Consider the following 14181-nt stretch of genomic DNA (forward strand, 5'->3'; position numbering starts at 1 on the left):
CGACGGGACGGAATGCGTGGTCACTGCTTGCCGAGCGACCGCCGAATCTCGTCGAGCTTGGCCTTTCCCGCCTTCTCCCGCTTCTCCCACGCCTCGTCCAGCGACTGCCCCGACGGGCTGTCGTGCGCGAGTTCGGAGGAGCCCATCGCCGTCCCGAACCGTCCCTCGATCCGCTCACGCACGCGGTCGAACGTCGGGACCCCGCCCGGCGTGTAGTCCGGCTCGGGCACAGCGGGCGCGATGTGGGGCACGACCTCCGCGGTCACCGGATCCTCGGCCGGAATCGCCGCGCCCACGTCCACCGCCGCGAGGAGCGCCCCGAGACCCGGACGACCCGCGGCCACCGCGCGCACCACCTCGAGGAACTCGGCGTCGGTCAACTGACTCGCCGCCGCCACGACGTCGCGCACTTCGGTCATCGCACTGCTCCTCACCGCCTCGGGCCCTCCACCCAGGCTACGGGTCAGCTGCGCAGTTCGGCACCCACGGCAGCGGACGCCGCGGCCACCGCGGCGTCGCGGGCGGCGCTCGCCTCATCCTCGGTCAGGGTGCGGTCGACGCCGCGGAAACGCAGCGCGAACGCCAGCGACTTCCGGCCCTCCCCGACCTGCGCACCTTCGAACACGTCGAACAGCCGGATGTCCTCGAGGAGCTCTCCTCCACCCGACCGCAGGGCCGCCTGGACCTCGGCGGCGGGTACCGCCGTGTCGACCACGACCGCCACGTCCTGAAGGACCGCGGGGAAGGGTGAGACCTTCGGCGCGGGCAGGTTCTCCACCAGCGGCAGGGCGTCCAGATCGATCTCCACGGCACTCGTCCGCGGGGGAAGCCCGGCGCGCTCGAGCACGGCGGGATGCAACTCGCCCGCGTGGCCGACGACGACACCGTTCACGAGCAGTTCCGCGCCGCGGCCCGGGTGCCACGGCAGGTACTGCGTCGCGCGGAACTCCAGTTCGACACCGGCCGCGGCAGCGACCGTCCGGGCGGCGGCGAACGCGTCGGTGGCATCGGCTGCGCGTCCCGCGCCCCACGGGCCGCTCGGCTCACGCTGCCCCGTGAGCACCGCCGCCACGTGCACCGGCTGGTCCGGCAACGACTGCAGCAGTGCCGTGATCTGTTCGTCGGTCGGGCGGCGATCCACCGGCAGTGCCTCGACCGGCTTGGTGTCGGCGCCGGGCAGCACGACCTGCGCGATGCCGAACAGCGACAGGTCGCGCTGACCGCGGGAGACGTTGCGCGCGAGAACCTCGAGAAGTCCGGGCAGGAGCGTGGTGGCCAGTTCCGGCCGATCCGATTCGAGCGGGTTCAGCACCGTGCTGGTGTTCCTGCGCGGATCCTCGGGGTCCAGGCCCCACGTGTCGAAGATCGCGGGGGGCAGGAAGACGGGGGGAAGGATCTCGACGTATCCCGAGAACGCCAGGGCACGGCCGACGGCGCGCTTGCGGCGCTGCGCAGGAGTCAACCCACGACCCGCGGGGGCTGCGGGCAGCACCGACGGAATCTTCTCGAGCCCCTCGAGGCGCAGCACCTCCTCCACCAGGTCGGCAGGCTGCACCAGGTCGGGTCGCCACGACGGCGGCCCGGCGACGAGCTGACCGTGTCCGCTGTCGCTGACCCCGACCTCGACGTTGCAGCCGATCTGCGTCAGCCGGCGCGCAGCGGTGCCGTTGGGGTAGTCGACGCCCGCCACGCGGTCGGGGAGGTCGATGTCCATGTGGATGGGCTCGTGCGGGGTGACCTCACCGATGTCGGTGAGCGCCGGCTCGACCCGCCCGCCGGCGATGTCGACGAGCAGCGCGGCCGCCCGGTCCAGTGCCGCGACGGGGATCTCGGGGTCGACCACACGCTCGAAACGCTTGCTGGCCTCGCTCGTCAGCTTGTGCCTGCGCGCGGTCTTGAACACCGCGAGCGGATCCCACGTGGCCGCCTCGAGCAGGATGTCGGTGGTTTCCGACCCGACCTCGGTGGACGCGCCACCCATGATCCCGGCCAGCGACACGACGCCCGAATCGTCCGAGATCACGACGTCCTCGGGGTCGAGGACGCGCTCGGTCTCGTCGAGAGTGGTCAGCTTCTCCCCCGCCACCGCGCGGCGCACGACGAGTTCGCCGCTGATCTTCGCGGCATCGAACGCGTGCAGCGGCTGGCCCAGTTCGAGCAGAACGTAATTGGTGACGTCGACGGCCGGCGAGATCGGGCGGACCCCCGACAGCAGCAGGCGGCGCTGCAGCCACCACGGGCTGACCGCCTTCGGATCGATACCCGTCACCCGGCGGGCGGCGAAACGCGTCGCCTTCGACTCCGGCTCGACGCGGATCGGCCAGGCCTCCCCCTCCGCCGGGTACGGCGCCACCGACGCCGGGTCGGCGAAGTCGAGGTCGAACCCGCACGCCAGTTCACGGGTGAGCCCGCGGACGGAGAAGCAGTAGCCGCGGTCCGGGGTGATGTTGAGTTCGATGACCGTGTCGTGCAGGCCCATCAACTCGTTGGCGTCCGCGCCGGGGAGCGCGGTGCCCGGCTCGAGGACGAGGATGCCCGAATGGTCCTTGCCGATGCCGAGTTCGGCCACCGAACAGATCATCCCGTCGGAAACCTGCCCGTACGTCTTGCGGGACGCGATGGCGAAACCACCGGGAAGGACTGCGCCGGGGAGTGCGACCACCACGAGGTCGCCTACGGCGAAGTTCCGGGCGCCGCACACGATGCCCTGCGGTTCGGCCGCCCCCACATCCACCTTGCAGAAGCGGATCGGCTTCTTGAACTCGGTGAGCTCGGTGATCTCGAGAACCTTGCCGACCACGAGGGGGCCGTCGACGGGTTCGAGCCGGTCGACTTCCTCGACCTCGAGCCCGACCCGGACGAAACCTGCGTCGAGTTCCTCGGCGGTGACGTCCCAGTCCGGGGTGGCACGCTGGAGGATCTCGGTCAGCCAGGATTGCGCTACTCGCACGTCTGCTCAGCTCTCTCGTTCGTGAAGATGTCGTGACTGTGGTGGGCGGGATTCGGGTGACGCGAAGTCAGCCCTGGACACCGAAGGGCAGCGTGAACCGCACGTCGCCCTCGACGATGTCGCGCATGTCCGGGATCCGGTTCCGGAACTGGAGTGTGCGCTCGAGCCCCATGCCGAACGCGAACCCGGTGTACACGTCGGGGTCGATGCCGGAGGCGCGCAGCACATTCGGGTTGACCATTCCGCAGCCGCCCCACTCGACCCAGCCTGCGCCGCCCTTCTTGTTCGGGAACCAGACGTCCACCTCGGCGGACGGTTCCGTGAACGGGAAGTAGTTCGGGCGCATCCGGGTGCGGGTCTCGGGACCGAACAGTGCGCGGGCGAACGCGTCGAGCGTGCCGCGCAGGTGGGCCATGGTGAGGCCCTTGTCGACGGCGAGACCCTCCACCTGAGAGAAGACCGGGGTGTGGGTTGCGTCGAGTTCGTCGGTGCGGAACGTCCGCCCGGGGCACACCACGTAGATCGGCACCTCGCGCGAGAGCATGGTGCGCACCTGTACCGGCGACGTGTGCGTGCGGAGCACCTGGCGCGAGCCCTCCGGTGCGATGTGGAACGTGTCCTGCATCGTCCGCGCGGGGTGATCGGGCAGGAAGTTGAGGGCATCGAAGTTGAAGTGCTCGGTCTCCACCTCCGGGCCCTCGGCGACCTCCCAGCCCATCGCGACGAACACGTCCTCGACCTGCTCGGAGATGATGCTGATCGGGTGGCGGGCGCCCACCGGCTGACGCTGCGACGGCAGGGTCACGTCGATGGCCTCGGCCACGAGCACGGCCGCGTCCCGTTCGGCGAGCAGGACGGCGCGGCGCTCGTCGAACGCCGCACTGATCCGGGTGCGGACGACGTTCACGCGCTTGCCCGCGTCCGCCTTCTCCTTGCCAGGGAGGGCTCCGAGTCCGCGTCGGGCGAGGGCGATCGGCGACTTGTCGCCCATGTGCTCGACCTTGGCCTTCGCCAGGTCGTCGAGATCCGCCACCGACGCGAACGCCTTCTCGGCGCTCTCCGCTGCCGCAGTCAGAGCGTCTTCGGTGAGCGCACTCGCATCGACCGCGCCGCCTTCGACGCCCGTGGAGGCAGCGCCCTCTTTTTTAGCCACGACCGGTGCCACTCCTTAAGTTCTTTCAGTCAACACTCTCGACGAAACCGAAACAGCTCGCCGTCAAATCCTATGCGATCCGATTTTCGCCGGTTCAGCTGTCGGTTCGCTTGCGATTCTGGACCCGCGCGCTCGAATACAGGCAGATCGACGCCGCCGTCGCCAGGTTGAGGCTCTCGGCTCGACCGTGGATCGGAATCCGCACCCGGTGATCGGCTCGCGCGGACGTGGCCGCGTCGAGGCCGTGGGCCTCGTTGCCGAACAGCCACGCCGTGGGGCGGGCCAGCAGTTCGTCGGCGTCGTCCAGATCGACCTCGCCGTCTGCCGCCGTGGCGAGCAATTGAATTCCCGCCGCGCTGATGCTGTCGAGGACCGCCGCGGTGTCCCGTTCACGCACCACCGGAAGGTGGAACAGGCTTCCGGCGGACGCCCGGACGCATTTGCCGTTGTGCGGGTCGACGCTGTCGCCCGCGAGAATGGCCGCGTCCGCGCCCACCGCGTCCGCGACCCGGATGACGGTGCCCGCGTTACCCGGCTCCGCGACCGCCACCGGGACCGCGAGCAGACGGGTTCCGGGTCCGATCGCCTCCGCCAGCGGAACGTCGAGGAGATCGCACACCGCGACGAGACCCGGCGGGGTCACCGTGTCGCTGAGCGCTCGAACCGCCCGGTCCGTCACCAACGACGTACGGACGCCCGCCGTGTGTGCCCGGTCGATCAGCCTCGCGTACCGCTGCTCGGCGTCCTCGGTGTAGAAGAGATCGTGCACGGGGCGGGTGTCGAGTGCCTCGCCGACGGAGTTCTCGCCCTCCACCAGAAAACGCCCGACCTTGCGGCGTTCCGCGGTGCGCAGCAGCTTGACAGCAGAAACGACCCGTGGGGTGCGCTCGGTGAGCGGGTCCACGGGTCGTTTCCGAGGCTCTGAAGGCCGGGGCTCTGAAGGCCGGGGTGCTGCGAGACTCAGGCTGCTTCTCCGGCCGGAGCGTTCACGTCAGCCGGGAGCGCCGCCTTGGCGAGGGCCACGAGGCCGGCGAATGCCGCCGCGTCGGACACGGCCAGCTCGGCGAGGTTCTTGCGGTCGACCTCGATCTCGGCCAGACGCAGACCCTGGATCAGGCGGTTGTACGTGATGTCGTTCGCCCGTGCAGCAGCGTTGATACGCGTGATCCACAGCTTGCGGAAGTCGCCCTTGCGCGCGCGGCGGTCACGGTACGCGTAGGTCAGCGAGTGGAGCTGCTGTTCCTTCGCCTTGCGGTACAGGCGCGAGCGCTGTCCGCGGTAGCCGCTGGAGGCTTCGAGAATCGAACGACGCTTCTTCTGGGCGTTTACCGCCCTCTTTACGCGTGCCACTGAAAAATCCTGTCAATCTTGGGGCGGTGAGCTGCCCCGGGTGGTCAGTAAAAGGGTGTCGACTCAGATGTCGAGCAGGCGCTTGATGCGAGGAGTGTCAGCCTTGCTGACGACAGCCACGCCATCGAGGCGACGGGTCACCTTCGTGGCCTTGTGCTCGAGCAGGTGGCGGCGACCGGCCTTCTGGCGCAGGATCTTTCCGCTGCCGGACACCTTGAATCGCTTCGCGGTGCCGCTGTGGGTCTTCGACTTGGGCATGGAGTCCTCAGTTCTCTGTATCCGGACCGTGATCCGGGTCGTGCTGGTGTAGTCGGACTAGCTGGTCGGCGCTTCGCCGGGCGCACTGTCGCCCGCTTGCTCCGCAGGTGCCGCCGGAGCCTGTGCCGGTGCGGCCGGCGCGGGAGTTGCCCGCTGCGCCGGCGGCGCAGCGGCGCTTTCCTGCGCCTTCACACGGGTCTTCGCGCCCTTGTGCGGAGCGAGCACCATCGTCATGTTTCGACCGTCCTGCTTGGCGGACGTCTCCACGAACCCGAGATCCGCGACGTCTGCACCGAGACGCTGCAGCAGCCGGAATCCGAGCTCCGGACGCGACTGCTCACGTCCGCGGAACATGATCGTGACCTTGACCTTGGATCCCGCTTCGAGGAAGCGCACGACGTTGCGCTTCTTCGTCTCGTAGTCGTGATCGTCGATCTTGGGGCGGAGCTTCTGCTCCTTGATGACCGTGAGCTGCTGGTTCTTGCGCGACTCACGCGCCTTCTGCGCGGCCTCGTACTTGAACTTGCCGTAGTCCATGATCTTGCAGACCGGCGGGCGAGCGTCGGGGGCCACCTCGACCAGGTCGAGATCGGCCTCGAGGGCCAAGCGGAGTGCATCTTCAACACGCACGATGCCAACCTGTTCACCTCCGGGTCCGACGAGGCGGACCTCGGGAACTCGGATGCGATCGTTGATGCGGGTCTCAGTGCTGATGGGGCCTCCTAGGTTGAACGGTCTTGTCTCGAGACCGCCAGCAGCCCGTACGCCCGGATTCCCAACAAAAAAGCCCCGCGGCGGTGAATGACTCTCACCATGCGGGGCCCGATGTCGACCGATCAGACGAACTCACGGCTCACGCCGATCCCTCATCTCCTCACATTCGAGGAACTCGAACCGAGTAACCTCGGACCGAGCGACCGGACCACTGAACTGCAGTTTTACCTGCCGCGCAGAGGTGGGAGTCGGACTCCACTTGCTGCCCCCGACAAATCCGAAGGCGGTCGTTGCGTCAAGAGTAACATTTGCGCACGTCGCGAGCTAATCGATACCGGGACGTTGCGCCACAGGGCCCTGGTGGAATCCTCTAAGGCATGACGGACAACATCGATGACACCCCGAACGACGGCACCCCGACCGACGGTGACCAGAATACCGACGTCCGGGAACTGGCCGACGTTCCCTCGGTCGAGGTCATCAGCCGCGCCGCGGTCATGCTCATGAGTTCGGCAGCCGAGAAGCTCGGCCTGTCCGACGCCGACCCCGACTCCAGCCCGCACCGCGACCTTGACGAGGCCCGGCGGGTCATCACCGCCCTCGCCGGCCTGGTGACCGCGTCCATCGAGTACCTCGGACCGCACGCGGGACCGATCCGCGAAGGCCTCCAGGCGCTGCAGCGGGCGTTCCGCGAAGCGTCCTCGCACCCGGACGAGCCGGGCAAGGGTCCGGGCGAGAAGTACACCGGCCCCGTGTACTGACATGGCGAGCCGCAACAAGACCGCGCAGACGCCTGCCTGCGTCGACGAGTTCCTCGCCACGATCGCCGATCCGGTCAAGCGCGCCGACAGCGTACGACTGGTGGAGCTGCTCACCGCTGCGAGCGGAGAGCCCGCCGCGATGTGGGGCACGAGCATCGTCGGGTTCGGCTCCCGCCACTACAGGTATGCCAGCGGACACGAGGGCGATACTGCACTGATCGGCTTCTCGCCCCGGGCCGCGGCACTCACCCTGTACCTCTCGCTCGACCTCACCGAGCACGAGGCCGAATTCGCCGCACTCGGCAAGCACACGCTCGGCAAGGGCTGCCTCTACGTCAAGAAGCTCGCCGACGTCGACGAGTCGGTTCTCGTCTCGTTGCTGAACCGATCCGTGGCCGCCGCCCGCGCGCTCTGATCGAATCTCACCGTTCGAACACGCTGCGCGCGTCGGCAGGCGGTTCGCCGAAAAGGCTCGGATCGCGCGGGACGAACGACCGGCCGGTGAGGGTGGCGTCGGACACCCGGTCCAGCCGGAACCACCGCACACCCGCCCGGCTCAGGCACCACGCGATGAGGAACCACGATCCCCTCGTGTGAGCGAGAAGGTGCGGTTCGACGACCCGTTCGGTGCGCTCGCCGTCCCGGTCCACATATCGGAGCGACACCATCAGTTCGCGCTGCAATCCGTCTTCGACGACGCGGCGGACGCGTGGTTCCGCGCTCGCCGTGTCGGCGTCTCGGCGGATCCACACCTTCGCGCCGAGGCGCTCCACCCGCTCCCTCGACTCGGAATCCATCACGTCGAGCAGCTTGGCCAGCGCGGCGCGGCCGTCGGTCGCGAACGGAGCATCGCGAAACGCCGTCAGGGCCAGTGCCACCGAGACCGCTTGAGCGGGAGTGAAATTCACGGGCGGTAACGTGCCGTTCCCGATGATCCCGTATCCCCCACCCGGCCCGGCAGTGGCCCAGATCGGGGCGCCCGAGGACTGCAGCACGGCGACGTCCCGCTTGATCGTCCGGGCGGTCACCTCGAACTGCGCCGCCAACTGCTCCGCGGTCCGGCCCCGGTCCCCCGCGCGGCGTAGTTCTTCCGTCAGGGCGTGAAGGCGGGCTGGACGGTCCATGAGGGCAGTCTGCCGAACGACCGCGGCAAAGTCCCGATTCTCGCCGACCGATTCCGTTATACGACTGTGACACTTACGGTGACACGCAGATGTCACCGTTGCGGGTTCACTCTTGTCCCATGACCCAGACAAACGAATCACACGACAGCACAGGCACTCACATCATCCTGGCTCCCGGATTCTGGCTCGGCGCATGGGCGTGGGAGGCAGTGGCTTCCGACCTGATCCGGCGAGGACACCACGTCACCGCGGTGACACTGCCCGGGCTTCACTCCTCGGACAGCGACCGCGCCGGCATCCGACTGGACGATCACATCTCCGCAATCGCGGACGTCGTCGCGAACACACCGTCGTCGGAGCGGGTTGTGCTCGTCGCGCACAGCGGTGCGGGACCGGTGGCCTACGCGGCGAGCGACCGGGTGCCCGGCCGGCTGGCCCGCATCGTCTACGTCGACTCGGGGCCATTGCAGAACGGCACCGCACTCCGTGAGGATCTCGATGCGTCGGTCACCGAGATCCCGCTCCCGTCGTGGTCCGAACTCGAAGCCGACGGCAGCAGTCTCGACGGACTCGACGACGCCATTCTCGAGACGTTCCGCAGCCGCGCGGTGCCGGAACCCGCCGGTCCCGCGAGGGACAGGCTCGAACTCCGCGACAGCAGCCGTCTGGACGTGCCGACCACGGTGATCTGCACCAGTTTCCCGTCGGAGGTCATCCAGCAGATGGCCGGCGCGGGCCATCCGATGGCCGCCGAACTCGCGCAGATCGCGAAGGTCGACTACGTCGATCTGCCGACCGGCCACTGGCCGATGTGGTCGCGGCCCGCAGACCTCGCGACCGCGATCGACACGGCCGCGAGGGACTGACCGAACTCAGCCGACTGCTGCGGCCTTCTTCGGCGCCCGCTTGCGCGGTGTCGCCGTGGCGGCCGCGGCAGTCTTCTTCGCCGAAGCGGACTTCCGCGTCGACGACGACTTGGCCGCCTTCGACTTCGCCGCAGCGGGAGGCGCCGTCACCTCGAGGACGTTTTCGAGGAACCGCCCCGTGTAACTCTCCGGAACCTGCGCAACCTCCTCCGGGGTGCCCTGTGCGACGACGGTTCCGCCGCCGGACCCGCCCTCGGGCCCCATGTCGACCACCCAGTCGGACGTCTTGATCACGTCGAGGTTGTGCTCGATCACGATCACCGTGTTGCCCTTGTCGACCAACCCGTTGACCACCCCCAGCAGCTTGCGGATGTCCTCGAAGTGCAGACCCGTCGTGGGCTCGTCGAGGATGTACACCGTGCGGCCCGTCGAACGTTTCTGCAGTTCGGCGGCGAGTTTCACGCGCTGCGCCTCACCACCGGACAGCGTGGGCGCGGGCTGACCGAGCCGCACGTACCCGAGACCGACCTCGACCAGGGTCTTGAGGTAGCGGTGGATCGAGGTGATGGGCTCGAAGAACTCCGCGGCCTCCTCGATCGGCATGTCCAGGACCTCGGCGATGGTCTTGCCCTTGTAGTGGACCTCGAGCGTCTCGCGGTTGTACCGGGCGCCGTGGCAGACCTCGCACGGCACGTACACGTCGGGCAGGAAATTCATCTCGATCTTCAACGTGCCGTCTCCGGAGCAGGCCTCGCACCGGCCGCCCTTGACGTTGAACGAGAACCGGCCCGGCTGGTAGCCGCGCACCTTCGACTCGGTAGTGGCGGCGAACAGGGTGCGAATCTTGTCGAACACCCCGGTGTAGGTGGCCGCATTGGACCGCGGGGTGCGGCCGATCGGCGACTGGTCGACCTGGACGAGCTTGTCCAGCTGGTCGAGCCCGTTGATGCGGGTGTGCCTGCCCGGCACCTGGCGGGCGCCGTTGAGCTTGTTCGCCATCACCGTCGCGAGGATGTCGTTGACGAGCGTCGACTTACCGGACCCGGACACGCCGGTGACCGACGTGAGCACGCCCAGCGGGAAGCTGACGTCGATGCCCCCGAGGTTGTGTTCGCGCGCACCGATGACCGTGACCTGCCGCTTGCGGTCGACCGGTCGGCGAATGGCCGGAATCTCGATGTGACTGCGGCCCGACAGGTACGCGCCGGTGAGGGATTCCTCGCAGTCGAGTAGTTCCTCGTACGGCCCGCTGTGGACGACCTTGCCTCCGTGCTCGCCGGCGAGCGGTCCGATGTCGACCACCCAGTCGGACGTGCGGATGGTGTCTTCGTCGTGTTCGACCACGATGAGCGTGTTCCCGAGGTCGCGCAGGCGCGTCAGGGTCTCGATGAGACGCCGGTTGTCGCGCTGATGCAGACCGATCGACGGCTCGTCGAGCACGTACAGGACGCCCACCAGGCCCGAACCGATCTGGGTGGCGAGGCGGATACGCTGCGCCTCACCACCGGACAGGGTGCCGGCTGCGCGGGCGAGCGACAGGTATTCGAGGCCGACGTCGAGCAGGAAGCCGAGACGTGCCTGGACCTCCTTGAGCACCTGACCGGCGATGGCCTCCTCGCGGCTGCCCAATGTGAGGCTGTTCAGGAAGTCGGCGCAATCGGAGATCGACAGTTCGCAGACCTCGGCGATCGACTTCATACCGAACTTCTCGTTCGCGATCGTGACCGACAGGATCTCGGGGCGCAGACGCGCACCACCACACGCGGGACAGGGGGTGTCGCGCATGTAGCCGTCGTAGCGTTCCTTCATCTGGTCCGACTCGGTCTGCTCGAGGCGGCGGTGCAGGAACGGCATGACGCCCTCGAACTCGGCGTAGTAGGAACGGGTACGCCCGTACCGGTTCTTGTACCGGACGTGGACCTGCTCCTCACTTCCCTCGAGGATCGCGCGGCGCGCCTTCGCGGGCAGCTTGTTCCACGGCGTCTTCATGTCGAAGCCGAGAATGTCGCCGAGCCCGGACAGCAGGCGGCCGAAGTATTCGGAACTCTGCCCCATCGACCACGGCGCGATGGCTCCGTCCTCGAGGGACAGCTCGGGGTCGGGGACAACGAGGTCCGGGTCGACCTCCTTACGGATTCCGAGACCGGTGCACTCGGGGCAGGCGCCGTACGGGGAGTTGAACGAGAACGACCGCGGTTCGAGGTCGTCGATGGAGAGCGCGTGGCCGTTCGGACACGCCAGCTTCTCCGAGAATCGGCGTTCCCGGTCTGCGGCGTTCTCTTCGCGGTCGACGAAGTCGAGGACGACGATGCCCTCCGCCAACCGCAGCGCGGTCTCGACGGAATCGGTAAGTCGCTGCTTGGAGCTGGCCTTGACGGTGAGGCGGTCGACGACGACCTCGATGTCGTGCTTCTCCTGCTTCTTGAGCTTGGGCGGATCGGAGAGCGGATGCACCACGCCGTCGACTCGCACACGCGAATAGCCCTGCATGTTGAGCTGGTCGAACAGGTCGACGAATTCACCCTTGCGGGTCCGCACGACGGGAGCGAGCACCTGGAAGCGGGTGCCTTCTTCCATGCCGAGGACCTGGTCGACGATCTGCTGCGGCGTCTGCCGCGCGATCTGCTCGCCACACACCGGGCAGTGGGCGGTGCCCGCCCGGGCGTATAGCAGACGGAGGTAGTCGTAAACCTCCGTGATGGTGCCGACCGTCGACCGCGGGTTGCGGTTGGTCGACTTCTGGTCGATGGACACCGCCGGCGACAGACCTTCGATGAAGTCGACGTCGGGCTTGTCCATCTGGCCGAGGAATTGGCGCGCGTACGCCGACAGCGACTCGACATAACGTCTCTGGCCCTCGGCGAAGATCGTGTCGAACGCCAGACTCGACTTGCCCGAGCCCGACAGCCCGGTGAACACGATCAGGCTGTCGCGGGGCAGATCGAGATCGACCCCTCGCAGATTGTGCTCACGGGCACCCCGCACGATAAGGCGATCCGCCACTCCAAGTCCCTTCATTGTTCGACAGCCGAGGACGCGCATGAACGCTGGGCCCTCTGGCCGTGCCATGGTAAGCCGGGGCACCGACACGTTCTGTGGGACGCATGGCCGCCCTGCCACTCACCTGCCTGTATTCGACGGTAGCCTCCCCATCATGACCGAGCAGCCCATGGTGATAGAAGACTCGTACACCGGCCACGTCTCCCCCGGTTCGGCGCCGCAGCGCCGCACGGTTCCGGGAGCCACGATCACGAAGATGTCCGTCGGCCCCATGAACAACAACGTGTACCTGGTCGTCTGTTCCACAACCGGAAAATCCGTCCTCATCGACGCCGCCAACGAGGCGGACCGCGTCAACCAGTTGATCGGCGAACACGCTCCATCCCTCGAGCTGATCGTCACCACGCACCAGCACGGCGACCACTGGCTGGCGCTGGAGGACGTCGCGGCAGCCACCCGCGTGGACACCGCCGCGCATCCACTCGACGCCGACGCTCTGCCCATCCGGCCCGACCGTCTCCTGGAAGACGGTGACACGGTCACCGTCGGCGACGTCACTCTCGACGTGATCCATCTCGCCGGCCACACCCCCGGCTCCGTCGCGCTCGCGCTCACCGAGACCGGCGGCACACGCGTCCATCTCTTCACCGGTGACTCCCTCTTCCCCGGCGGCGTGGGCAAGACCGCCGACGCCGGCAAGTTCGCATCACTGCTCACCGACGTCGAAACCAAGCTCTTCGACCGCTACGGCGACGACACGGTCGTCTACCCCGGCCACGGTGACGACACCACCCTCGGCACCGAGCGCCCCCACCTCGGGGAGTGGCGCGAGCGCGGCTGGTGACCGCATCCGATCGCCGATTGCGCACCGGACGGTCCGCGATTGACGATCGGCCTCCCTGGGTACTGGTGAATGGGCAGCCTGTCGGTTCGGCAACATGGTCGTACGCCGACGACTGCCCTGAACTCTCGTTAGTGTGAGACGGGAGAACTCGAGATTGGGAGGCCAGGAATGCTTGTCCGTCGTATCGCTCGCCCACTGCTGTCCGCAGTCTTCATCAGCGGAGGGATCGATGCACTTCGAAATCCGGCGCAGAGAGCACAGGCCGCCGCACCACTGATCGACAAGTCCACAGAGACGCTCCCCGAGTCCGTCACCCAGAAGATCCCGTCCGACCCGGAGACGTTGGTCAAGATCAACGCCGCCGTGCAGATCGGCGGCGGAATTCTTCTCGCCACCGGGAAGGCGCCGCGACTCGCATCGCTCGCGCTGGCCGGCAGCCTTGTGCCCACTACCGTTGTGGGGCACGACTTCTGGAACGAGACCGACCCGGCGAAGAAAGCGGCGCAGCGCACTCAGTTCCTCAAGAACGTCAGCCTGCTCGGCGGACTGCTGATCGCCGCCGTCGACACCGAGGGCAGGCCGTCCCTCGGCTGGCGTGGCCGTCGCGCCGCCCGGCACGCACAGGAGGCCGTGGCCGCGGCTCTGCCGCTCGGATCGGGTCACGACCATCACGGTCCCGAGATCGGGGAGGCTTTGGCCGCGGCGTCGGAGCGCGCACGCATCCTGTCCGGTGAGGCCGCCGAGCGCGGGTCCGAAATCCTCGAGGTCGCGAAAGACCGTGGCGCCGAATTCGCGAAGGTCGCGGCGGATCGCGGCCCCGAATGGGCGGACGTCGCGAAGGAACACGGCTCCGAGTGGGCCGAGGTCGCCAAGGAACACGGCTCCGAGTGGGCCGAGGTCGCCAAGGAGCGCGGCGCGGAACTCGTCGAACTGGCGAAGGAACGCGGAGCGGAACTCGTCGACGTCGCGAAGGAACGCGGCCCGGAGTTGGCCGACGTCGCCCGCGAGAAGGGCGGCGAATGGGCCGGCACCGCCGTAGAACGCGGCGAGGTGCTGAGCAAGCGGGCCCGCAAGCAGGCGGAAGCCGCGCTCGAGAAGGCCCGAGCGAAGCGGGACGAACTGTCCCACTGACCCCGAGCCGCGGCGCCGACCTGCGCCGGA

General features: G+C 68.1%; 14 protein-coding genes. 5 read left to right on the forward strand and 9 right to left on the reverse strand.

Annotated elements, in window-relative coordinates:
- Positions 1–20 precede the first annotated feature (20 nt).
- From ACNJ7E_RS07220 to infC, 7 genes are all read right to left on the reverse strand, one after another.
- The gene (locus tag ACNJ7E_RS07220) at positions 21–419 is read right to left on the reverse strand and encodes a hypothetical protein (protein ID WP_280782479.1); all 399 of its coding nucleotides are present in this window, start codon (positions 417–419) and stop codon (positions 21–23) included.
- A gap of 44 nt (positions 420–463) precedes the next feature.
- Positions 464–2950, reverse strand: coding sequence for a phenylalanine--tRNA ligase subunit beta (gene pheT / locus ACNJ7E_RS07225; RefSeq protein WP_418339477.1), 2487 nt, complete (start codon positions 2948–2950; stop codon positions 464–466).
- Positions 2951–3017: 67 nt separating this feature from the next.
- Positions 3018–4103 carry a phenylalanine--tRNA ligase subunit alpha gene (gene pheS, locus ACNJ7E_RS07230; protein WP_418339478.1) on the reverse strand — a complete coding sequence of 362 codons (1086 nt, stop codon included), beginning with the start codon at positions 4101–4103 and terminating at the stop codon, positions 3018–3020.
- Positions 4104–4197: 94 nt separating this feature from the next.
- Positions 4198–5007: a TrmH family RNA methyltransferase gene (locus ACNJ7E_RS07235; RefSeq protein WP_011594147.1), complete on the reverse strand. Its 810-nt coding sequence runs from the start codon at positions 5005–5007 to the stop codon at positions 4198–4200.
- 56 nt (positions 5008–5063) lie between these two features.
- A complete protein-coding gene (gene rplT, locus ACNJ7E_RS07240; RefSeq protein WP_005247385.1) occupies positions 5064–5453 on the reverse strand; it encodes a 50S ribosomal protein L20 in 390 nt (129 codons plus the stop codon).
- 63 nt (positions 5454–5516) lie between these two features.
- Positions 5517–5711, reverse strand: coding sequence for a 50S ribosomal protein L35 (gene rpmI, locus ACNJ7E_RS07245; protein WP_005247390.1), 195 nt, complete (start codon positions 5709–5711; stop codon positions 5517–5519).
- 57 nt (positions 5712–5768) lie between these two features.
- The gene (gene infC / locus ACNJ7E_RS07250; protein WP_080606194.1) at positions 5769–6425 is read right to left on the reverse strand and encodes a translation initiation factor IF-3; all 657 of its coding nucleotides are present in this window, start codon (positions 6423–6425) and stop codon (positions 5769–5771) included.
- Between the two features lie 377 nt (positions 6426–6802).
- On the opposite strand from infC, the gene ACNJ7E_RS07255 reads away from it, so the two are divergent.
- Together ACNJ7E_RS07255 and ACNJ7E_RS07260 are read left to right on the forward strand one after the other, a co-directional pair.
- Positions 6803–7186, forward strand: a complete 384-nt coding sequence (locus tag ACNJ7E_RS07255; protein ID WP_280782482.1) for a DUF1844 domain-containing protein — start codon at positions 6803–6805, stop codon at positions 7184–7186.
- A gap of 1 nt (position 7187) precedes the next feature.
- Entirely contained in the window at positions 7188–7601 is a 414-nt protein-coding gene (locus tag ACNJ7E_RS07260) for a DUF1801 domain-containing protein (protein ID WP_418339479.1), read from the forward strand.
- A 7-nt stretch (positions 7602–7608) separates the two neighbouring features.
- Here ACNJ7E_RS07260 and ACNJ7E_RS07265 read toward each other — a convergent pair whose 3' ends face one another.
- Entirely contained in the window at positions 7609–8310 is a 702-nt protein-coding gene (locus ACNJ7E_RS07265; protein WP_280782484.1) for a helix-turn-helix transcriptional regulator, read from the reverse strand.
- Positions 8311–8429: 119 nt separating this feature from the next.
- Between ACNJ7E_RS07265 and ACNJ7E_RS07270 the strand changes: the two genes are divergently transcribed.
- Positions 8430–9176, forward strand: a complete 747-nt coding sequence (locus tag ACNJ7E_RS07270) for an alpha/beta fold hydrolase (RefSeq protein WP_418339480.1) — start codon at positions 8430–8432, stop codon at positions 9174–9176.
- Between the two features lie 6 nt (positions 9177–9182).
- On the opposite strand, the gene uvrA is transcribed toward ACNJ7E_RS07270, so the two are convergent.
- The gene (uvrA, locus tag ACNJ7E_RS07275; RefSeq protein WP_418339481.1) at positions 9183–12179 is read right to left on the reverse strand and encodes an excinuclease ABC subunit UvrA; all 2997 of its coding nucleotides are present in this window, start codon (positions 12177–12179) and stop codon (positions 9183–9185) included.
- A gap of 151 nt (positions 12180–12330) precedes the next feature.
- Between uvrA and ACNJ7E_RS07280 the strand changes: the two genes are divergently transcribed.
- Positions 12331–13020: an MBL fold metallo-hydrolase gene (locus tag ACNJ7E_RS07280; RefSeq protein ID WP_280782486.1), complete on the forward strand. Its 690-nt coding sequence runs from the start codon at positions 12331–12333 to the stop codon at positions 13018–13020.
- Positions 13021–13188: 168 nt separating this feature from the next.
- Entirely contained in the window at positions 13189–14151 is a 963-nt protein-coding gene (locus ACNJ7E_RS07285; RefSeq protein WP_418339482.1) for a DoxX family membrane protein, read from the forward strand.
- Positions 14152–14181: the final 30 nt, after the last annotated feature.

This window comes from Rhodococcus mengyinensis (genome assembly GCF_048381435.1).
Taxonomy (GTDB): Bacteria; Actinomycetota; Actinomycetes; order Mycobacteriales; family Mycobacteriaceae; genus Rhodococcus_F; species Rhodococcus_F opacus_D.